Raw genomic sequence first — 20,345 nt, 5'->3', positions numbered from 1 at the left:
AAAAGGGGCTTAGCGGTGTGCCAGCTCGGCGTGTTCGTCGCTGTCCAGCACGCTTTTGTCGGTCATACCCAGCCAGCGGCTGGTCAGGGAACCGGCGGTCATCGAACCGTTAACGTTCAGCGCGGTGCGTCCCATATCGATCAGCGGTTCAATGGAGATCAGCAGCGCCACCAGCGTGACCGGCAGGCCCATCGCGGGCAGCACAATCAGCGCGGCAAAGGTCGCGCCGCCGCCGACGCCTGCAACACCGGCCGAGCTCAGCGTGACGATACCCACCAGCGTCGCAATCCACACCGGATCGAACGGGTTAATGCCCACGGTTGGCGCAACCATGACCGCCAGCATAGTGGGATAGAGACCTGCGCAGCCGTTCTGACCTATGGTCGCGCCGAAAGAGGCTGAGAAGCTGGCAATGGACTCTGGAACACCGAGGCGACGCGTCTGGGTCTCTACGTTCAGCGGAATACTCGCGGCGCTGGAGCGGCTGGTAAAGGCAAAGGTAATCACCGGCCAGACTTTGCGGAAGAAACGCAGCGGGTTGATGCCGTTTACCGACAGCAGCAGCGCGTGCACGGCGAACATAATCGCCAGGCCCAGGTAAGACGCCACGACAAAACCGCCCAGCTTGATGATGTCTTGCAGGTTAGAACCGGCCACCACTTTGGTCATCAGCGCCAGCACGCCGTACGGCGTCAGCTTCATGATCAGACGCACCAGCTTCATGACCCAGGATTGCAGCGTATCAATCGCCACCAGCACGCGCTGTCCCTTGACTTCATCATCTTTCAGCAGCTGTAGCGCCGCCACGCCGAGGAACGCGGCAAAGATAACCACGCTGATAATGGAGGTTGGATTAGCGCCGGTCAGATCGGCAAAGGGGTTTTTCGGCACAAAAGAGAGCAGCAGCTGCGGCACGGTCAGATCGGCGACTTTGCCCGCATAGTTACTCTGAATGGCCGCCAGACGCGCGCTCTCCTGCGCGCCCTGCACCAGACCTTCGGCGCTGAGATGAAACAGACCGGTAACGAAAACGCCAACCAGTGCCGAGACAGCGGTGGTCACCAGCAGCACGCCAATGGTCAGCAGGCTGATTTTCCCCAGCGATGACGCATTGTGCAGGCGCGCCACGGCGCTGAGAATCGAGGCGAAGACCAGCGGCATAACGATCATTTGCAGCAGCTGTACGTAGCCGTTGCCGACAATATTAAACCAGCTAACAGAGGTTTTTAGCACCTCGCTCTGCGCGCCGTAGATGGCTTGCAGCGCCAGCCCGAACAGCACGCCGATCACCAGACCGACCAGTACCTTTTTTGACAGGCTCCAGCTTTGGCGGCCGAGGCGCGACAGCAACAGCAGCAGCGCGACGAAGGCCACGAGGTTAAGAATCAGAGGTAGATCCATGTTGACTCCAGTGAAAGCGTCCGGCAGAGCGCAGGCTGCCGTCACGCCAGATAATGTGACAGACGAATTAAGTTCCGCATGTTAGCAGTTAGCTGGAACGCCTACTTATATTCAAATGGAATGGCTTATAACCAGACAGCGATTTCTGCTGTTTTAATGTGCTTTTTGCGCAGAAATCAGGCGGGATACGCCATTTTGCAGCGTATCAAACAGCTGAGAGGGCCATCCCTGCGCACCAAAAGAGGGCGCGCCGGGGGGGAACCAGAGCGCATATCCCACCAGGGCGAGGCAGAGGGTGCGTTCAAGCTGGTTGCCTTTCTGGCTTCTCAGGATCGGCAGGCGAAAGCGCCAGCGGCACGGCCATAGCAGGGGAACGCCAGCAGGCGTCAGCATATCCGCCACGATATGACTCAGATACCCCAATGTCATACCCTGCAAAACGTCGGCGGGCAGCAGCCAGTCTTCTGGCACGTTGATCTGAAACAGCCACAGGCCGGCGGCGACGGCCAGCAGACTATGGGTAAAGCCCCGATGGCCAAAGGCCCGCGCAATGGGGACGGACACCCACTTCAGGCGCTGACCCAGGGTAGATTTAGGATGGTCAATGTCGGGCAGCAGGCAGGTAAGCAGCGCGGAGGAAATAAGGTGCCACCAGTCGGCCTGCGCCAGCACCGGGGTCAGCTCCGCACGCTTAGCAAAAATCGCGCTGGCAATAGCAAAAATTACGTGGCCTTCGCCCGTCATGATAAAACCTGGGTGCAAACTGTCGATGCATCCAGTATAGGGATTTATCCAGTAAATGAGAAGTTGTGACGCTGTAACGAAGCGTGAATTTTTATAAGCGAAACCTGAGCAAAAGGCCGTAGCGTTGCAGCGCGTGGCTGATCCGAAAAGAGAGGCACGGAGCCTGGCGGAGGCGTAACGGCGAGCGAGGAGGAGAAGGAAAGGCGAATCAGGGAAGGCATAACGGCGGGTCAGGCAGACAAGTAACAGTGAGGCGAAGACGAACCTCTACTGGCGGGACAGGCTCACGGCGGCGTCGCGCCGCCGTGAAGCGGTTAGCGGGCCAGCCAGCCGCCGTCAACGGCCAGCGTATAGCCGTTCACATAGTCAGAGGCGGAAGAGGCCAGGAACACGACAGGTCCCATCATATCTTCCGGTACGCCCCAGCGCGCGGCGGGAATACGTCCCAGAATTTCCGCGCTGCGACCCTCATCGCTGCGCAGCTGCTCGGTATTATTGGTCGCCATATAGCCTGGCGCGATGGCGTTGACATTGATGCCGTGTTTCGCCCATTCATTCGCCATCAGGCGCGTCAGACCCATTACGGCGCTTTTCGATGCGGTATAGGAGGGCACGCGAATACCGCCCTGGAACGACAGCATCGAGGCAATATTGATGATTTTGCCGCCGTTGCCCTGAGAGATAAACTGGCGCGCAACGTGCTGCGACAGGAAAAACACGCTTTTGCTGTTGATGTTCATCACATCGTCCCAGTCCTGCTCGCTAAAGTTGAGCGCATCCTCGCGGCGAATAATTCCGGCGTTGTTGACCAGAATATCGATTTTTCCGGCGGCCGCGACGGCCTGTTCCACTACGCCAGGCACTTCTTCCGTACGGATTAAATCCGCCTGTAAAGACCAGAAGCGGCGGCCAAGCGCTTCGATGCGCTGCTGCGTTTCCGTGGGATCGTCGCGGTTAACGCCGACGATGTCGCAACCGGCCTGGGCCAGTCCCAGCGCCATACCCTGACCCAGCCCGGTATTACAGCCGGTGACCAGCGCGATTTTGCCTTCCAGATTAAATGCGTTGAGTATCATGAGAGCGCCTCCTTTGTTAGCGCAGATCGCGAATGTTGACATGATCCATGTCGTCGAATACCTGATTCTCGCCGACCATGCCCCAGATAAAGGTGTAGCGTTGAGTGCCGACACCGGCATGAATCGACCAGCTGGGCGAGATGACCGCCTGTTCGTTATGCACCAGCAAATGTCGCGTCTCCTGCGGCTGGCCCATCATGTGAAATACCGCGCTGTCCGGACTCATATCGAAGTAGAAGTAGACTTCCATCCGGCGTTCATGAGTGTGGCAAGGCATGGTGTTCCACAGGTTGCCCTCATCCAGACGGGTCAGGCCCATGGTTAGCTGGCAGGTTGGCAGGACGTCCGGCACCAGATATTTGTTAATGGTGCGGCGGTTGGAGGTTGCCGCATCGCCCAGCGTGGTGCGCACCGCGTCCTCTTTGCCGATCTTTTTATCGGGGAAGCGGCTATGGGCGGGCGCGCTGTTGAAGTAGAACTTCGCCGGACGGGAAGCATCATTGCTGCGGAAGACGAGCTGTTGCGCGCCTTTACCGACATAAAGCGCCTCTTCGTTGCCGATTTCCCATACCTTGCCGTCAACCTCAACCGTACCCGGACCGCCGATATTAATGACGCCCAGCTCGCGGCGTTCAAGGAAGTAACTCACGCCAAGCTGTTTGCCCATCTCGTTGCCGAAGGCCACGCTGGTCGCCACCGGCATGACGCCGCCGATGATAATGCGGTCGATATGGCTGTAGGTCAGGGTATAGCGGTCGGCGGCAAAAATTTCCTCGATAAGAAATTCACGGCGCAGCGCGTCGGTATCGAGCTGTTTAGCATGTTCACTGTGAATGCTTTGACGAACGTCCATCTTGATCCTCTCTGGCGAAGTCAGCTACGCGTGCCCCGCAGGGCGTCTGAGGGGCATCTTAGGAGGAGTGGACGATCAATTCAATAAAAATGAAACGTTGTTTTATTTTTTTGAGAAGGCGATCAACAGATAAAAACAACCCGCCAGCGGCGGGTCAGCGGTTAGCCCAGCAAATGTGCGGCGGTCAGCTGCGTCAGATCGTCCAGTTTGACATTCGCCAGCGACCAGCGCGCGTCGCTGCGCAAGCCGGCAGGGGGAACCACAATAGAGCGCATCCGCGCCGCTTTCGTGGCGATCATGCCGTTGAAGGAGTCTTCCAGCGTGACGCAGTTGAGCGGATCGATGCCCAGCCGCTCGGCGGCATTCAGGTAAACCTGCGGATGCGGTTTGCTGTAGGGCAGCGCCTCGGCGGAAATCAGCACGTCGAAATCGCCGCGCAGGTCGAACAGCGCCAGCACGCGCTCCAGCATCATCAGCGGCGAAGCCGAGACCAGGCCGGTTTTCAGCCCCAGCTGGCGACACAGCTGCAACGCCTGCTTAACGCCGGGCAACAGCGGACGCTGCGCCTCGATCAGCGTCAGCGCGCGGGCGATAATGCGCTCGGTTACCTCTTGCTGGGTGGGACCTGACCAGGGCAGCGTTTCGTACCACATGCGCACCACCTGATCGATACGCAGGCCCAGCGTGTCCGGCAACTCATGACGGCGCGACAGGTCGACGTTCAGCGTGGCGAAAATATCCATTTCAGCCTGATCCCACAGCGGCTCGGAGTCTATGATCAGACCATCCATATCAAACAGGGCGGCGTAAACAGGGCGGGTATAACTCATCGGCTGGCTCCTTGTTGAATTTGCGCTACCTTATCATGGGCTGGCGCGCGCGGCGAAAGCTGCGCTTTTTTCAGGAAATAAATGCCGCGGGCAGGTAGACTGACTGCAAACTGGATTCAGGTACAGGAGATACCATGACTTATCAACAGGCTGGCCGCATCGCCATCCTTAAGCGAGTGGCTGGCTGGGCGATTTTTTTGCTCGCTCTGCTGTCGACGGTAATTTCAGTGCTGAGCTTTATGTTCAGACACAGCGAAAAGCAGCCAGGCATTGATGCCGTGATGCTCGACTTCGTCCACGTCATCGTCGATATGATCCGCTTCAATACGCCGTTTCTTGGCTTTTTCTGGCAGCATTCGCCGGTTCCGGAGTTTAATGGTCAGATGAATATCGGTTTCTGGATCGTCTACATTCTGATCTTTGTCGGTCTGGCGCTGGAGTCATCTGGCTCGCGGATGGCGCGTCAGGCGCGCCACATCAAAGAGGGCATTGAGGATCAGCTGATTCTTGAGCAGGCCAAAGGCGGTGAAGGGCGCACGCGGCAGCAGCTGGAAGAGAAGATCCGCGTGCCGAACCACACGCTGTTTTTGCAAATCTTTCCGCTTTACGTGCTGCCGGTGGTGATTGCCGTCGCCGGCTATTTCGTGCTGTCGCTGCTGGGCTTTCTGTAAAACGTCAGGCCGGTCTGGCCTGACGCTGCGCCAGCGCGTCTTCATGCAGCAGCCGCTCGACGGCGAATTTTGCCTCGCTTAACCAGCTGCCGCCGAAGACGTTAGCGCGGTTAAGCAGGTAATAGAGCTGATACACCGGCTGGCGCTGCGAAAAGCCGTCCGGCAGCGGCCAGACCGCCTGATAGCCCTCGTAAATCTGACGCGGCAAATCAGGAAACCAGCTCAGCATGGCCAGATCGCATTCGCGATCGCCCCAGTAGCAGGCGGGATCGAAAATCCACGGCCCCTCGGCGCTTCCGGCGCAGTTAGCAGGCCAGAGATCGCCGTGCAGCAGCGAAGGCTGCGGGTGATGCGAGGCCAGCGCGCGCTGCACGCAGCTGACAATCGTCTCGGTGTCGCCATAGGTAATGCCTTTCTCTTCGGCAAGCTGAAGCTGCCAGCCGATACGCTGCTCTGCAAAGAAAACGGACCAGCGCCGTAGCCAGCTATTGGGTTGCGGCGTGGTGGTGATGTTATTGTCGAAGTCGAGGCCGAACTGCGCCTGCTCGCTCCACTGATGCAGGCGGGCCAGCTGTTGACCCAGTTGAAAGGCGTTGTCGGCGTCCAGCGGCTGCGGCGCGATGTATTCCAGTAATAAAAAGCTCTGATCGCGGTGGTGGCCGACGCCGTAGACCTCAGGCACGCGCACGCTTTGCGTTCGCGCCAGCAGCGCCAGCTGATCGGCTTCCCAGGTAAACAGGGTGAGCATCTCGCGGCTGTTGCACTTGACGAAGACGTCGTGTTCGCCATAGCGAATATGCCAGGCGGGATGCACATCACCGCCGGGCAGTTCCTGGCGATGGGTTATCTCAGCGTTACCTAACTGCTCGCTTAACAGACGACTTATGGCGGTCCACATGGGCTATCCTCTCTATTACCTGCCAGGCTGCGGTCTCAGTGCGCATTTAACGCGGCACAACAGCGATTATATCGCGTCGCCACCCCGTAAAACCCGCGCTCGCGCACAGCTTACCGGAACGGATGATCACTGAGAGGCATCGCGCAGGAACGCCTCCAGCGTCGTCACGCTGACCTCAGGTTTCTGGTGCAGCACGCTTTCGCCTGCCGCTATGGCCTGCTGTTGCAACTCCTCCTGCGACAGGGCGCTGATCAGACCAAAACTGTTGGTACCCAGATCGTGCGCCTTGCCCTCATCGTCGCTTAGCGTGGTGGTGAAACCGGCTGCCACCATGGCGCTGTTCAGCCGCTGAATATCGCTAAGACCGGATTCCTGATAGCGGAAAGTGACAATGTAACGTTTCAGATCGTCGCTCATTTTTTCTTCTCTGCACGCCATAACTGAGCACAGCGTAGACCATGGTAAAAAAATGCGCGAATAATGAACAGGATAATGATGCTATTTGCCTATGCATAAATGTAAACGCGGGTAAAGCCTCTTAAGGACTGGCTGGAAAAATTTTGTAGTAACTGCGCCGCTTTTTGGATGCCACCCTCAGACGAGGCTCGTCGTTAATGAGATTACTCCCAATAATCAAGCGGGATAGCGCCAGAACAGCCTGATAACAGCGGGTTAATACTTTTTTACAATACTTACCGTAAATTGCATTGCCTGGCTCGCAAAAGTCTTCAAACTCTCCCTTTTTTTAAACTGTCGTACGGGTCACAATAAATGAAAGTGCTTAACAAGCTCTCTGCTGTTCTTTTGCTTTCCGCCGGCGCGTTTTGCCACCAGGCATTGGCGGACAACACCGTTTTTACCGCAATGGACGATCCTTCAACGGCCAAAAAACCGTTTGATGGAAGCGCATCGGCTGGTTACCTGGCGCAAACGGGTAACACCAAAAGCTCGTCGCTGACGGCGCAAACCAATATGACGTGGTATCAGACCTCTATGGCGTACAGCCTGTGGGGTAACGCAGCCAACACCTCTTCCAACGATGAACGTTCGGCGGAGACCTACAATATCGGCGGCCGTACGCGCTATAACCTCAACAGCTTTGACTACCTGTTCGGTCAGGCGAGCTGGTTAAGCGACCGTTTCAACGGCTACGATTCACGCGATGTGCTGACGGCGGGTTATGGTCGTCAGATTCTGAATGGTCCCATCCATTCGCTGCGTGCTGAATTTGGTCCGGGCGTTCGCTATGACGATTTCCACGACGGCGGCAGCGAAACGCGCGCGCTGGGCTACGGCGCGCTGAGCTACCAGTGGCAGCTGACGGATAATACCAAGTTTATCCAGGGCGTCTCGGTGCTGAGCAGCTTTGGTGAAGATACCACCATCAACTCCGAAACCGGTTTGCAGGTGGGCATCAATGACCACTTCGCGCTGAAGCTGGCCTATAACGTGACCTGGAATAACAATCCGCCAGAGTCTGCGCCAGACCGTACCGATACGCGCACCAGCATTATGCTGACCTACGCAATGTAAGCCGTTCGGCTCGAGCTATTCCGACCGCAGCGCTGCTGCGGTTTTTTTTGTCCGATCCTCGACTTAGCAAAATTGCAGCGGGTTTTGCTCACGCCTTAAAGCTGTTATTATCTGCGGCGCACTCTGTTCCTGGCGTCATTCCGACAATGTGGGTCTGACATTACGCCAGGCAATCACCTTTACTCAATGTTGTATGTAAGCTTTCGTGTGGCTTACCACTGCAATTAAGGATATGAAATGCCTGTAATTACTCTTCCTGATGGCAGCCAGCGCGCTTATGACCGCGCCGTTAGCGTGATGGACATCGCGCTGGACATCGGTCCGGGACTGGCGAAAGCCTGCATCGCCGGACGCGTCAACGGACAGCTCGTCGATGCGGTCGATCCCATCACCGAAGATGCTTCTGTCGCCATCATCACCGCCAAAGATGACGCGGGCCTGGAAATTATTCGCCACTCCTGCGCGCATCTGCTGGGACATGCGATTAAACAGCTGTGGCCTAATACCAAAATGGCGATCGGTCCGGTTATCGATAACGGCTTCTATTATGACGTCGATCTTGACCATACCCTGACGCAGGAAGATATTGACGCGCTGGAAAAACGTATGCACCAGCTGGCCGAAACCAACTACGACGTTGTGAAGAAAGTCGTAAGCTGGCAGCAGGCGCGAGATGTGTTTGCCGAGCGCGGCGAGAGCTACAAAATTACGATTCTGGATGAGAACATCAGCCACGACGATCGTCCTGGCTTGTATCATCATGAAGAATACATCGATATGTGCCGTGGTCCGCACGTACCGAATATGCGTTTCTGCCACCACTTTAAGCTGCAAAAAATCGCCGGCGCTTACTGGCGCGGCGACAGCAACAACAAGATGTTGCAGCGTATCTACGGCACCGCGTGGGCGGATAAAAAGCAGCTCAACGCCTATTTACAGCGCCTGGAAGAGGCGGCGAAGCGCGATCACCGTAAAATCGGCAAGCAGCTCGACCTGTATCATATGCAGGAAGAAGCGCCGGGCATGGTTTTCTGGCATAATGACGGCTGGACCATCTTCCGTGAACTGGAAGTGTTCGTGCGCAGCAAGCTAAAAGAGTACCAGTACCAGGAAGTGAAAGGTCCCTTTATGATGGACCGCGTCCTGTGGGAAAAAACCGGGCACTGGGAAAACTATAAAGAAGCGATGTTCACCACCTCATCCGAGAACCGTGAATACTGCATCAAGCCGATGAACTGTCCGGGCCACGTTCAGATCTTCAATCAGGGTCTGAAGTCCTACCGCGACCTGCCGCTGCGCATGGCCGAGTTCGGCAGCTGTCACCGCAACGAGCCTTCAGGCGCGCTGCACGGCCTGATGCGCGTGCGCGGCTTTACTCAGGATGACGCCCACGTCTTCTGTACCGAAGACCAGGTGCGCGACGAGGTAAACAGCTGTATCCGCATGGTTTATGACATGTACAGCACCTTTGGCTTTGAAAAGATCGTGGTGAAGCTCTCCACGCGTCCGGAGAAGCGTATCGGCACCGATGAGATGTGGGATCGCGCCGAAGAAGATTTGGCTGCCGCGCTGAATGAAAACGATATTCCGTTTGAATTTCAGCCGGGAGAAGGGGCATTCTATGGCCCGAAAATTGAATTTACCCTGTATGACTGTCTTGACCGTGCCTGGCAGTGCGGCACAGTTCAGCTAGACTTTTCCCTGCCAAAACGTCTGGACGCCACCTACGTGGGTGAAAACAACGACCGTCAGACCCCGGTGATGATTCACCGCGCGATTCTTGGTTCCATGGAGCGCTTTATCGGCATCCTGACCGAAGAGTTCGCCGGTTTCTTCCCGACGTGGCTGGCGCCGATGCAGGCGGTGGTGATGAATATCACTGACGGACAGGCAGAATATGTCGACATGTTGACACGCAAATTGCAGAATGCTGGCATTCGTGTGAAAGCAGACTTGAGAAACGAGAAGATAGGCTTTAAAATCCGCGAGCACACATTACGTCGCGTCCCTTATATGCTGGTCTGCGGTGACAAAGAGGTGGAAGCTGGCAAAGTGGCCGTTCGCACCCGCCGTGGTAAAGACCTCGGGACGATGGATGTCGATGTGTTTGTTGAGAAGCTGCAACAAGAGATTCGCAGCCGCAATCTTCACCAATTAGAGGAATAAGGTTATTAAAGGCGGAAAACGAGTACAACCGACGCGTCCGAATCGTATCAACGGTGAAATCCGTGCCACTGAAGTACGCTTAACTGGCGTGGATGGCGAACAGATTGGTATTGTCAGTCTTCGCGAAGCTATTGAAAAAGCTGAAGAAGCAGGTGTTGATTTAGTAGAAATCAGCCCAAACGCCGAACCGCCGGTGTGCCGTATTATGGATTACGGCAAGTTCCTTTATGAAAAAAGCAAATCTTCTAAGGAACAGAAGAAGAAGCAGAAAGTTATCCAGGTTAAGGAAATTAAATTCCGTCCTGGTACCGATGAAGGCGACTATCAGGTAAAACTCCGCAGCCTGATTCGTTTTCTGGAAGAGGGCGATAAAGCCAAAATCACGCTGCGTTTCCGCGGTCGTGAGATGGCGCACCAACAGATCGGTATTGAAGTGCTTAACCGCGTGAAAGAAGATCTGAATGAACTGGCAGTAGTCGAATCCTTCCCATCGAAGATCGAAGGCCGCCAGATGATTATGGTGCTCGCTCCTAAGAAGAAACAGTAGGCTTTCAAGTAACAATGACCGCGCAGCGTTCGCGCTGTGCGGCCCTTTGTTCGCCTGTCTGATTCGTTTTATTAACAATGCGAAGTGGATATTTTTAAAATGCCAAAGATTAAAACTGTACGTGGCGCGGCTAAGCGCTTCAAGAAGACCGCTTCTGGCGGCTTCAAGCGTAAGCACGCGAACCTGCGTCATATTCTGACTAAAAAATCAACTAAGCGTAAACGTCACCTGCGTCCGAAAGGTCTGGTGTCTAAAGGCGATCTGGGTCTGGTTATTGCCTGCCTGCCGTACGCATAAGTTAACTTTTTTATAAATCTGCCCCGAAGGCTCTGTAATAAGCAGGGAATAAGGGCATCACAGAATATTGATACAGGAGAGCTAACATGGCTCGCGTAAAACGTGGTGTAATTGCTCGCGCACGTCACAAAAAAATCTTAAAACAAGCTAAAGGCTACTACGGTGCACGTTCACGTGTATACCGCGTTGCCTTCCAGGCTGTTATCAAAGCTGGTCAGTATGCTTACCGCGACCGTCGTCAGCGTAAGCGTCAGTTCCGTCAGCTGTGGATTGCGCGTATTAACGCAGCAGCGCGTCAGAACGGCATCTCTTACAGCCGTTTCATCAATGGCCTGAAAAAAGCGTCCATTGAAATTGACCGTAAGATCCTGGCCGACATCGCTGTATTCGACAAAGTGGCGTTCACCGCACTGGTTGAAAAAGCGAAATCAGCTCTGGCGTAAGCCAGATAGAAAAGGGAGCTTGCTCCCTTTTTTATTGCCTGTAACTCAAGCAAAAGATTGACATTTTCACCGCCGGGCTTTTCAATAGTGCCCTCTGTATCAAATCAAGGTAACGCAAGCATGAATGCTGCTATTTTCCGTTTCTTTTTTTACTTTAGCGCCTGACACTCAGGGGCTTTAGCGCATAGAAAAGAAACGAAAAATCGCGCCGAAAGCCTCCCTCGTGGAGGCTTTTGTGTTTCTGGCGAAGCATGACAGCAATGTCCCAACGAGAACTGACCAGCCTGACTGGAAGAAGAGGAAACCATGTCCCAACTCGCAGAACTGGTGGCCCGCGCCACGGCCGCTATCGACGAGGCGACGGATATCGCCACCCTTGACGCGGTGCGCGTCGAATACACGGGTAAAAAAGGACACCTGACGCAGTTGATGACCACGCTGCGCGAGCTGCCGCCGGAAGAGCGTCCGGCTGCCGGCGCGGTAATTAACGAGGCGAAGCAGCAGGTGCAGGAGCGTCTTAACGCCCGCAAAGAGACGCTGGAATCCGCCGCGCTGAACGCCCGTCTGGCCGCAGAGACCATTGATGTCTCCCTGCCGGGACGCCGCATTGAAAACGGCGGCCTGCATCCGGTGACGCGCACCATCGACCGAATTGAGAATTTCTTCGGCGAACTGGGTTTTGCCGTGGTGACCGGTCCGGAAATCGAAGATGATTACCATAACTTCGACGCGCTGAATATTCCGGGCCATCACCCGGCGCGCGCCGATCACGATACCTTCTGGTTCGACGCAACGCGTCTGCTGCGCACCCAGACCTCTGGCGTGCAGATCCGCACCATGAAAAATCAGCAGCCGCCGATTCGCATCATCGCGCCAGGCCGCGTCTATCGTAACGATTACGATCAGACCCACACCCCGATGTTCCATCAGATGGAAGGGCTGATCGTCGATAAAAACATCAGCTTTACCAACCTCAAAGGCACGCTGCACGATTTCCTGCGCAATTTCTTCGAAGAAGATTTGCAGGTCCGCTTCCGTCCCTCCTATTTCCCTTTCACGGAGCCTTCCGCAGAAGTTGACGTGATGGGCAAAAACGGCAAGTGGCTGGAGGTACTGGGCTGCGGCATGGTGCATCCGAATGTGCTGCGCAATGTCGGTATCGATCCAGAAATCTACTCCGGTTTTGCGTTTGGTATGGGGATGGAGCGTCTCACCATGCTGCGCTACGGCGTGACCGATCTGCGCGCCTTCTTCGAAAATGATTTACGTTTCCTCAAACAATTTAAATAAGGGCAGGTTATCCAATGAAATTCAGTGAACTCTGGTTACGCGAATGGGTAAACCCAGCTCTCGACAGCGCGGCGCTGTCTGAACAGATCACCATGGCCGGTCTGGAAGTGGACGGCGTCGATCCGGTTGCCGGCGCGTTTCACGGCGTGGTGGTCGGCGAAGTCGTTGAGTGCGGCCAGCACCCGAACGCCGATAAACTGCGCGTCACCAAAATTAACACCGGCGGCGATCGCCTGCTGGACATCGTCTGCGGCGCGCCAAACTGCCGTCAGGGCCTGAAAGTCGCCGTGGCGACCGTGGGCGCGGTGCTGCCGGGCGATTTCAAAATCAAAGCGGCAAAGCTGCGCGGCGAGCCGTCTGAAGGCATGCTCTGCTCTTTCTCCGAGCTGGGGATTTCCGACGATCACAGCGGCATTATCGAGCTGCCGGCCGATGCGCCTGTTGGCGCCGACATCCGCGATTATCTGAAGCTGGACGACAACACCATTGAGATCAGCGTCACGCCGAACCGCGCCGACTGCCTCGGCATTATCGGTATCGCCCGCGACGTGGCCGTACTTAATGGTCTGCCGCTCGCTGAGCCGACCATCGAGCCGGTTGCCGCGACCATCAGCGACACCTTCCCGATTCGCGTGGATGCCACCGACGCCTGCCCGCGCTATCTGGGCCGCGTGGTCAAAGGCATCAACGTCAGCGCGGCGACCCCGCTGTGGATGCGTGAAAAACTGCGCCGCTGCGGTATCCGTTCTATCGATCCGGTGGTGGACATCACCAACTACGTGCTGCTTGAGCTGGGTCAGCCCATGCACGCCTTTGACCTCGACCGCATCAATGGCGGTATCGTGGTGCGCATGGCTAAAGAGGGCGAAACCCTGACGCTGCTCGACGGCAGCGAAGCGAAGCTGAACAGCGATACGCTGGTGATCGCCGATCACCACAACGCGCTGGCCATGGGCGGCATCTTCGGCGGCGAACACTCCGGCGTCAATGAGACCACGCAAAACATTCTGTTCGAGTGCGCCTGGTTCGATCCGCTGGCCATTACCGGCCGCGCGCGCCGTCACGGCCTGCATACGGATGCGTCGCACCGCTACGAGCGCGGCGTCGATCCGGCGTTACAGCATAAAGCGATCGAGCGCGCCACCCAGCTGCTGCTGGAAATCTGCGGCGGCGAGGCGGGTCCGGTTATCGATCAGACTCATGAAGCGTCGCTGCCGCAGCGCGCGACCATTACGCTGCGCCGTGAAAAGCTGGATCGCCTGATTGGCCATGTAGTGCCCGACGAGCAGGTTACCGCGATTCTGACGCGTCTGGGCTGCGAGGTGACGACAGCACAGGGCGAGTGGAAAGCCGTGGCGCCGAGCTGGCGCTTCGATATGGCGATCGAAGAGGACCTGATCGAAGAGGTGGCTCGCGTCTACGGCTACAACAATATTCCAGACGTGCCGGTACAGGCGGGACTGGAAATGACTCAGCATCGCGAAGCGGACCTGAGCCTGAAGCGCGTCAAAAATCTGCTGGTGGATAAAGGCTATCAGGAAGCCATCACCTATAGCTTTGTCGACCCGAAAATCCAGCAGCTGCTGCATCCGGGCGAAGAGGCGCTGATCCTGCCAAGCCCAATCTCCAGCGATATGTCGGCGATGCGCCTGTCGCTGTGGACTGGCCTGCTGAGCGCCGTGGTCTATAACCAGAACCGTCAGCAGAGCCGCGTTCGCCTGTTTGAGAGCGGTCTGCGCTTTGTCCCTGATACCCAGGCGGATTTAGGCATTCGCCAGGATCTTATGCTGGCAGGCGTCCTTAGCGGCAACCGCTATGAAGAGCACTGGGATCTGGCGCGCCAGACGGTTGACTTCTATGATTTAAAAGGTGATTTAGAATCTCTGCTCGATTTGACCGGCAAACTGGACGATATCCGTTTCCGCGCTGAAGCAAATCCGGCGCTGCACCCCGGACAAAGCGCGGCAATTTATTTGCATGACGAACGAATCGGATTTATCGGGGTGGTTCATCCTGAGCTGGAACGTAAGCTGGATCTCAACGGTCGCACCTTAGTCTTTGAACTGCTTTGGAATAAGGTCGCAGACCGCGTCCTGCCTGATGCGCGCGAGATTTCACGCTTCCCGGCGAACCGTCGCGATATCGCCGTTGTGGTGGCTGAAAACGTCCCCGCAGCAGATATCATCGCCGAGTGTAAGAAAGTTGGCGTAAATCAGGTAGTTGGCGTAAACTTGTTTGACGTGTACCGCGGTAAGGGTGTTGAAGAGGGTTTCAAGAGCCTCGCCATCAGCCTGATTTTGCAGGATACCAGCCGGACACTCGAAGAAGAGGAGATTGCCGCGACCGTTGGCAAATGTGTTGCGGCATTAAAAGAGCGATTCCAGGCAACCTTGAGGGATTGAACCTATGGCGCTTACAAAAGCTGAAATGTCAGAGTACCTGTTTGAAAAGCTGGGGCTGAGCAAACGCGACGCGAAAGAGCTGGTGGAGCTGTTTTTTGAAGAGGTTCGCCGCGCTCTGGAAAATGGTGAACAGGTAAAACTGTCTGGGTTTGGTAATTTCGACCTGCGCGACAAGAATCAGCGCCCAGGCAGGAATCCAAAAACGGGGGAAGATATTCCAATCACCGCGCGCCGCGTGGTGACGTTCCGCCCGGGTCAGAAGCTGAAAAGCCGTGTCGAAAATGCTTCTCCGAAAGATAACGACTGACCGATTTCAGTGTTCTAAAAAGGCCGCTTACGCGGCCTTTTTCATTTCCCCCTACCGTCGGCGCCGCATTTCGCGGTCAGGCTTATCCATAAATCAGTCCACTTCAACAGAGACCGGCGCGTGGCCAGACCCGATGCGCTGTCTCATCTGTCTGGCTTCTGCGAGGCCCCTGTGAATCGGGCCGTGACGAGGAGTCGCCCTGGCAGCGCTGCTTCTCATCAGGTCCGCCGTCGATGCGGCGATACGTCAGGCGCCGCCCGCCGGGATACGCAGGTATCCGACTCTTTGTTTGCGAAGCTGTCAGGGCTATCTGGCTGCGCGCCTGATGTTGTTTGCCAGTTATTTCTTTCTCCTTGTTCGCTTCACAGTGTCAGCTTTCTGTAAGCATCTGGCAAAAAGGGCGCAAATCGGCCCGCGCTGATAGTGACGTCTGAGTCGCTTTTGTTATAACTGCGCCGACAGATAACCAGAGGTCTCCTGAGTGAAAAAAATCGTATTACTGTTGAGCATTTTGTCCGCCGCGCCGCTGCTGGCGAACGCAGCCGCCCCGCAGCATAGCCAGGCGCCGGGCGCAGAGCATCATATCGGCGATCGCGACCGCCACGGCAGCTACTGGGACGGTTTCGAGTGGCGTTCGGCAACGTGGTGGAATGCGCACCATGGGCGTAGCGCCGGACTGAAAGGGCCGCACGGCTACTGGAACGGTAACGGCTGGCAGGCGCAGCGTCCTGAAAATCATCGGACGGTGGCGAAGCGTGCTCAGGCATCGCATGCCGGGCCGCAGGGACAGCCCGAACGCGATACGGTTGCGCCGCGCGACAGACACGAGTAACGCAATCTGCGGCGCTCACTGGCGCCGCGTACGCCAGCCTTTCTTTTTCCGCTAATCTCTCTACAATCAAATCTCTGTTTTCTCAGCGAATCCTCATTTATGTCCCTGCTGGAGCAGCTTACTCATCAGGCGGATCGCCGCAGCCGACGCTGGCTGCTGACGTTGAGCCTTATCCTGCTGGCGTTAACTCTCCTTAGTCTGTGCGCAGGCGACAGCTGGATCGCCCCGTCGCAGTGGCTGAGCGACAGCGGTCGGCTGTTTGTCTGGCAGCTGCGCCTGCCGCGCACGCTGGCCGTATTGCTGGTGGGCGCGGCGCTGGCGGTGTGCGGCGTGGTGATGCAGGCGCTGTTTACGAATCCGCTGGCGGAGCCAGGGCTGCTCGGCGTCTCTAACGGCGCGGGCATCGGCCTGGTGCTGGGCGTGCTGACCGGCAGCGGCTCGCTGTGGAGTCTTAGCCTGGCGGCGATGGCGGGCGCGCTGCTGATTACCCTTATCCTGCTGCATTTTGCCCATCGCCAGCTCTCTGTGACGCGGCTTCTGCTTACCGGCGTGGCGCTGGGCATTATTTGCAGCGCCATCATGACGTGGGCGGTCTATTTCAGCTCCAGCCTCGATCTGCGTCAGCTGATGTACTGGATGATGGGCGGCTTCAGCGGCATCGACTGGCGTTATGGCTGGATGATGCTGGCGCTGCTGCCGGTAACGGCGGGGCTGATCGCTACGGCTCGCGTTCTTAACCTGCTGGCGCTGGGCGAAACCTCTGCGCAGCAGCTCGGCCTGTCACTCTTTTTCTGGCGTAATATTCTGGTGCTGGCGATGGGCTGGCTGGTGGGCGTTAGCGTGGCGATGGCCGGGGCGATTGGCTTTGTCGGACTGGTGATCCCTCATCTGCTACGGCTGAGCGGCATCAGCGATCACCGCTATCTGCTGCCCGCGTCGGCGCTGGCGGGCGCGGGCGTCCTGCTGGCCGCCGACATTATCGCGCGTCTGGCGCTGACGTCGGCGGAGCTGCCGATAGGCGTCGTGACGGCGACGCTGGGCGCGCCGCTGTTTATTGCACTATTGATCAAATCTTCGCGCTAGCTGCGGCTGGCTTGTCTGCATCCACTACAGGAAACTTTTATGAGCCTTTATCAAACTGAACTGGTGACGATCGACGGCGACAACACGACGCTGCAAAACTGGCAGGGCAAGGTGCTGCTGGTGGTCAACGTGGCGTCCAGATGTGGCCTTACGCCGCAATATGAACAGCTGGAATCGCTTCAGCAGCGGTATCAGGCGCAGGGCTTCAGCGTAATCGGTTTTCCCTGCAACCAGTTCCTTGAGCAGGAGCCGGGCAGCAACGAAGAGATCAAAACCTTTTGCAGCACCACCTATGGCGTGAGCTTTCCGCTGCTGGCGAAGGGCGACGTCAACGGCCCGGCGCGCCATCCGCTCTATGCCCAGCTGGTTGCCGCGCAGCCAGAAGCGATACGACCAGAAGGCAGCGGCTTCTATGAGCGTCAGGTGAGCAAGGGCCGCGCGCCGAAAGCGCCGGGCGATATTTTATGGAACTTTGAAAAATTCCTCATCGACCGTCACGGCAATGTGGTAAAACGCTTCGCGCCGGATATGACGCCGGACGATGCGGTAATCCAGCAGAGCATTCAGCAGGCGCTGACGCAGTAAATGGTCATCAGCCTTAAAGACGCCGCCGTCGCAGGACGGCTGGCCTCTTTCTCGGCCAGCGTGGCGGCGGGTACGCTGTTGCACCTGGTCGGGCCAAACGGGGCTGGCAAAAGCAGCCTGCTGGCGCTGATGGCGGGCATGCTGGCAGGAGAAGGGGAGATCAGGCTACTGGATCGTCCGCTGCACAAGTGGCGCGGTCAGGCGCTGGCGCGGGTGCGCGCCTGGCTGCCGCAGCAGATGCCGCCAGGCCTGATGCCGGTCTATCACTATTTGCGCTTACATCTGAACGACTCCGCGTCGGACGGGCGGCTGACCGCGCTGCTGGAGAGGCTGCAGTTGCTGCACAAACTGACGCAGCCGCTGTCGCAGCTCTCGGGCGGAGAGTGGCAGCGCGTCAGGCTGGCAGCGGTGATTGCCCAGATCGATCCTGCTCTTAATCCGCAGGGCAAAATGCTCATACTGGACGAACCCATGACCGGGCTGGATATCGCCCAGCAGCATGCTGTGCAGAGCCTGATCGTTGATCTGTGCCAGGCAGGCGTGTGCGTTATCGCCAGCAGTCACGATCTTAACCATACGCTCTGTCATGCCGACAGCGTCTGGCTGATGGCGCAGGGTCGCGTGCTTGCGCAGGGCGACGCGGCGGCGGTGCTGACGCCGTCGCGCCTGAGCGAGGTATATGCGATTCCCTTCCGCCAGCTGGAGCTGGACGGTCGTCCGCTGCTGATGGCCCAGCCCTGAAGGTCCTGTCTTGCCAGGCTGCGCGGCTGAGGATAGAGTGATGCCGTTGCGATTAACGGAGAAGGTGCGCGAATGCGGACTGGCGTGATTTTACTGGTGCTAATACTGGCGGGATGCAGCAGCCATCGCGCGCCGCCGGTGAACGGTCGGCTGGCGGATTCCATTATGGTCGTCGCCCAGCTCAACGATCAGCTGGGCCAGTGGCGCGGCACTCCTTACCGCTACGGCGGCATGAGCCGCGGCGGCGTTGACTGCTCCGGTTTTGTTTACCTCACCATGCGCGACAAATTTGATTTGCAGCTGCCGCGTAGCACGCGGGCGCAGAGCGATATTGGCACCCGTATCAGCAAGGATGACCTGCAACCCGGCGATCTGGTGTTTTTCAAAACGGGCGCGGGCGAAAATGGCCTGCATGTAGGTATCTACGACAGCGACAACGCCTTTATTCATGCCTCCACCAGCCAGGGCGTGATTCGCTCCTCGCTGGATAATGTGTACTGGCGCAAGGCATTCTGGCAGGCGCGACGTATTTAAGGCAAATTAACGCGCCTTTTTCGCGCAGGCGATGTAAATAGCATCAGCGCATTTCTCGCGCGTTAAACTGTTATTTAAAATGGTACTTTACGTCGCGTAAAAATATCGATATCAATAACGAGCGGGTTTAATTTCCTGGTGGAAATTACAGGCGCCACCGTTATTTGGCTTAGGGATCTGACGCAGCGGGCAAAGCAAAATTTAACGGCAAAGATGTCCATGTCTTCTCGCGTTTGCTACTATTGCCTGCCCGATTTTGATGATATACGATGCGCCAGTTGCCACTTTATCTGGCTGTAAAAATGAAAGTTCATTTATCTGCCGACTATCGGTCGGAAATTTGGTTTCATCCTGTCTGCACATTAAGCGGACAGGTGATAGCGGTTGAGCTGGTCAGTCAGTTCATACACGATACTGCGCCTGTGACTTTGCCGCAGGATTTGCTGTTGCCGCAGCTCGACGAAATGCAGCAGCTCCGACTGCTGCAAATTCAGATTACCCTGCTGGAACAGCACCGCGACTTTTTTGAGAAAAATCATGTTCTGGCTTTAATGCGCATTGATGAAAATCTGGCGCATACCCTGCTGGCCAGTGAATTACTGATGCGGAAAATAAAGCAGCTGCCTTTTTTATTACTGGACCTCAGCGAAACGTTTCCGCAGCTTTTTAACGGAATTAATGACGCGCTTATTTCTACGCTAAAACAACAGTTCCGTTTATCATTATCCCATTTCGGCGCGGGTAAATCCTCGACCCGCGCCGTGTACGATAATCTGTTCGACTGCATTAAACTGGACAAGCAGTTTATTCAGTCGCTGGCGAAACGCGCCTCTTTTCAGCCCTTTATTCAGAGCATTATCGATAACATCGGCGGCCATACGCAGCAGCTGGTAATTAGCGGTATCGACGATAACGCGCTGCTGGAAAAAGTCGCTTTTCTGCCTGAGGTGCTGATTCAGGGAGCGCTCTTTCCGCCGGTCAGAGCCGAGGCGCTGAGCAGGCTGATCGTCAGTCCGTGCTGCGCGCCTGATTAAGTCCGCCTGTTGCAATTGATTTCCCGCCACTATACTTGGCGGTGTCCCGCAGTAGCGCCTTTGCGGCGGGATGCCCCG

23 protein-coding genes are annotated in these 20,345 nt (G+C 56.7%); 16 read left to right on the top strand and 7 right to left on the bottom strand.

The genetic code is table 11. The features are described 5' to 3' along the window. Nucleotides 1–9 precede the first annotated feature (9 nt). The 5 genes from BBB56_RS15340 to hxpB all read right to left on the bottom strand — a co-directional run bounded on the left by BBB56_RS15340 (nucleotide 10) and on the right by hxpB (nucleotide 4,904). Complete coding sequence (locus BBB56_RS15340) at nucleotides 10–1,401, bottom strand: L-cystine transporter (protein WP_123801802.1); 1,392 nt, start codon at nucleotides 1,399–1,401, stop codon at nucleotides 10–12. A 153-nt stretch (nucleotides 1,402–1,554) separates the two neighbouring features. Continuing rightward, the gene (locus BBB56_RS15335; protein WP_123801801.1) at nucleotides 1,555–2,145 is read right to left on the bottom strand and encodes a metal-dependent hydrolase; all 591 of its coding nucleotides are present in this window, start codon (nucleotides 2,143–2,145) and stop codon (nucleotides 1,555–1,557) included. 314 nt (nucleotides 2,146–2,459) lie between these two features. Further along, nucleotides 2,460–3,221: a 2-dehydro-3-deoxy-D-gluconate 5-dehydrogenase KduD gene (gene kduD / locus BBB56_RS15330; RefSeq protein ID WP_123801800.1), complete on the bottom strand. Its 762-nt coding sequence runs from the start codon at nucleotides 3,219–3,221 to the stop codon at nucleotides 2,460–2,462. 16 nt (nucleotides 3,222–3,237) lie between these two features. Beyond that, a complete protein-coding gene (kduI, locus tag BBB56_RS15325; RefSeq protein ID WP_123801799.1) occupies nucleotides 3,238–4,074 on the bottom strand; it encodes a 5-dehydro-4-deoxy-D-glucuronate isomerase in 837 nt (278 codons plus the stop codon). 161 nt (nucleotides 4,075–4,235) lie between these two features. Further along, nucleotides 4,236–4,904, bottom strand: a complete 669-nt coding sequence (gene hxpB / locus BBB56_RS15320) for a hexitol phosphatase HxpB (protein WP_123801798.1) — start codon at nucleotides 4,902–4,904, stop codon at nucleotides 4,236–4,238. 134 nt (nucleotides 4,905–5,038) lie between these two features. Here hxpB and BBB56_RS15315 point away from each other — a divergent pair, with 134 nt between their 5' ends. Continuing rightward, nucleotides 5,039–5,575 (top strand): YniB family protein, encoded by a 537-nt coding sequence (locus tag BBB56_RS15315; RefSeq protein ID WP_123801797.1) that lies wholly within the window; start codon nucleotides 5,039–5,041, stop codon nucleotides 5,573–5,575. A gap of 4 nt (nucleotides 5,576–5,579) precedes the next feature. Here BBB56_RS15315 and BBB56_RS15310 read toward each other — a convergent pair whose 3' ends face one another. After that, entirely contained in the window at nucleotides 5,580–6,473 is an 894-nt protein-coding gene (locus tag BBB56_RS15310) for a fructosamine kinase family protein (protein WP_123801796.1), read from the bottom strand. A gap of 126 nt (nucleotides 6,474–6,599) precedes the next feature. After that, a complete protein-coding gene (gene ghoS, locus BBB56_RS15305) occupies nucleotides 6,600–6,890 on the bottom strand; it encodes a type V toxin-antitoxin system endoribonuclease antitoxin GhoS (protein ID WP_123801795.1) in 291 nt (96 codons plus the stop codon). A 354-nt stretch (nucleotides 6,891–7,244) separates the two neighbouring features. On the opposite strand from ghoS, the gene BBB56_RS15300 reads away from it, so the two are divergent. The 15 genes from BBB56_RS15300 (at nucleotide 7,245) to BBB56_RS15230 (ending at nucleotide 20,267) form a co-directional block, all read left to right on the top strand. Then, complete coding sequence (locus BBB56_RS15300; protein ID WP_123801794.1) at nucleotides 7,245–8,006, top strand: DUF481 domain-containing protein; 762 nt, start codon at nucleotides 7,245–7,247, stop codon at nucleotides 8,004–8,006. A gap of 237 nt (nucleotides 8,007–8,243) precedes the next feature. Beyond that, nucleotides 8,244–10,172 carry a threonine--tRNA ligase gene (gene thrS, locus BBB56_RS15295; protein ID WP_123801793.1) on the top strand — a complete coding sequence of 643 codons (1,929 nt, stop codon included), beginning with the start codon at nucleotides 8,244–8,246 and terminating at the stop codon, nucleotides 10,170–10,172. A gap of 4 nt (nucleotides 10,173–10,176) precedes the next feature. Further along, nucleotides 10,177–10,719 carry a translation initiation factor IF-3 gene (gene infC, locus BBB56_RS15290; protein WP_123801792.1) on the top strand — a complete coding sequence of 181 codons (543 nt, stop codon included), beginning with the start codon at nucleotides 10,177–10,179 and terminating at the stop codon, nucleotides 10,717–10,719. Nucleotides 10,720–10,818: 99 nt separating this feature from the next. Further along, on the top strand, nucleotides 10,819–11,016 hold the full coding sequence (gene rpmI / locus BBB56_RS15285) for a 50S ribosomal protein L35 (RefSeq protein ID WP_010275699.1): 198 nt from the start codon (nucleotides 10,819–10,821) through the stop codon (nucleotides 11,014–11,016). Nucleotides 11,017–11,102: 86 nt separating this feature from the next. Further along, nucleotides 11,103–11,459 carry a 50S ribosomal protein L20 gene (gene rplT / locus BBB56_RS15280; RefSeq protein ID WP_010616241.1) on the top strand — a complete coding sequence of 119 codons (357 nt, stop codon included), beginning with the start codon at nucleotides 11,103–11,105 and terminating at the stop codon, nucleotides 11,457–11,459. Between the two features lie 120 nt (nucleotides 11,460–11,579). Beyond that, nucleotides 11,580–11,624, top strand: a complete 45-nt coding sequence (gene pheM, locus BBB56_RS23640; RefSeq protein WP_106120997.1) for a pheST operon leader peptide PheM — start codon at nucleotides 11,580–11,582, stop codon at nucleotides 11,622–11,624. A 141-nt stretch (nucleotides 11,625–11,765) separates the two neighbouring features. Further along, nucleotides 11,766–12,749, top strand: coding sequence for a phenylalanine--tRNA ligase subunit alpha (pheS, locus tag BBB56_RS15270; protein WP_123801791.1), 984 nt, complete (start codon nucleotides 11,766–11,768; stop codon nucleotides 12,747–12,749). A gap of 14 nt (nucleotides 12,750–12,763) precedes the next feature. Further along, entirely contained in the window at nucleotides 12,764–15,151 is a 2,388-nt protein-coding gene (gene pheT / locus BBB56_RS15265) for a phenylalanine--tRNA ligase subunit beta (protein WP_123801790.1), read from the top strand. Nucleotides 15,152–15,155: 4 nt separating this feature from the next. Beyond that, on the top strand, nucleotides 15,156–15,458 hold the full coding sequence (gene ihfA / locus BBB56_RS15260) for an integration host factor subunit alpha (protein WP_033747517.1): 303 nt from the start codon (nucleotides 15,156–15,158) through the stop codon (nucleotides 15,456–15,458). Nucleotides 15,459–15,939: 481 nt separating this feature from the next. Then, a complete protein-coding gene (locus tag BBB56_RS15255; protein WP_123801789.1) occupies nucleotides 15,940–16,290 on the top strand; it encodes a DUF2502 domain-containing protein in 351 nt (116 codons plus the stop codon). A 99-nt stretch (nucleotides 16,291–16,389) separates the two neighbouring features. Continuing rightward, nucleotides 16,390–17,373 carry a vitamin B12 ABC transporter permease BtuC gene (btuC, locus tag BBB56_RS15250; protein ID WP_123801788.1) on the top strand — a complete coding sequence of 328 codons (984 nt, stop codon included), beginning with the start codon at nucleotides 16,390–16,392 and terminating at the stop codon, nucleotides 17,371–17,373. Nucleotides 17,374–17,412: 39 nt separating this feature from the next. Beyond that, nucleotides 17,413–17,958: a glutathione peroxidase gene (locus BBB56_RS15245; RefSeq protein WP_123801787.1), complete on the top strand. Its 546-nt coding sequence runs from the start codon at nucleotides 17,413–17,415 to the stop codon at nucleotides 17,956–17,958. After that, complete coding sequence (btuD, locus tag BBB56_RS15240) at nucleotides 17,959–18,699, top strand: vitamin B12 ABC transporter ATP-binding protein BtuD (protein ID WP_123801786.1); 741 nt, start codon at nucleotides 17,959–17,961, stop codon at nucleotides 18,697–18,699. Between the two features lie 72 nt (nucleotides 18,700–18,771). Then, on the top strand, nucleotides 18,772–19,233 hold the full coding sequence (locus BBB56_RS15235) for a C40 family peptidase (RefSeq protein WP_123801785.1): 462 nt from the start codon (nucleotides 18,772–18,774) through the stop codon (nucleotides 19,231–19,233). Nucleotides 19,234–19,535: 302 nt separating this feature from the next. Then, nucleotides 19,536–20,267, top strand: a complete 732-nt coding sequence (locus tag BBB56_RS15230) for an EAL domain-containing protein (protein ID WP_123801784.1) — start codon at nucleotides 19,536–19,538, stop codon at nucleotides 20,265–20,267. The last annotated feature ends 78 nt before the right edge of the window (nucleotides 20,268–20,345 follow it).

This window comes from Candidatus Pantoea deserta (genome assembly GCF_003813865.1).
Taxonomy (GTDB): Bacteria; Pseudomonadota; Gammaproteobacteria; order Enterobacterales; family Enterobacteriaceae; genus Pantoea; species Pantoea deserta.
The sequence above is the reverse complement of the archived record's forward strand: the minus strand, read 5'-3'. Positions and strand labels throughout refer to the sequence as shown.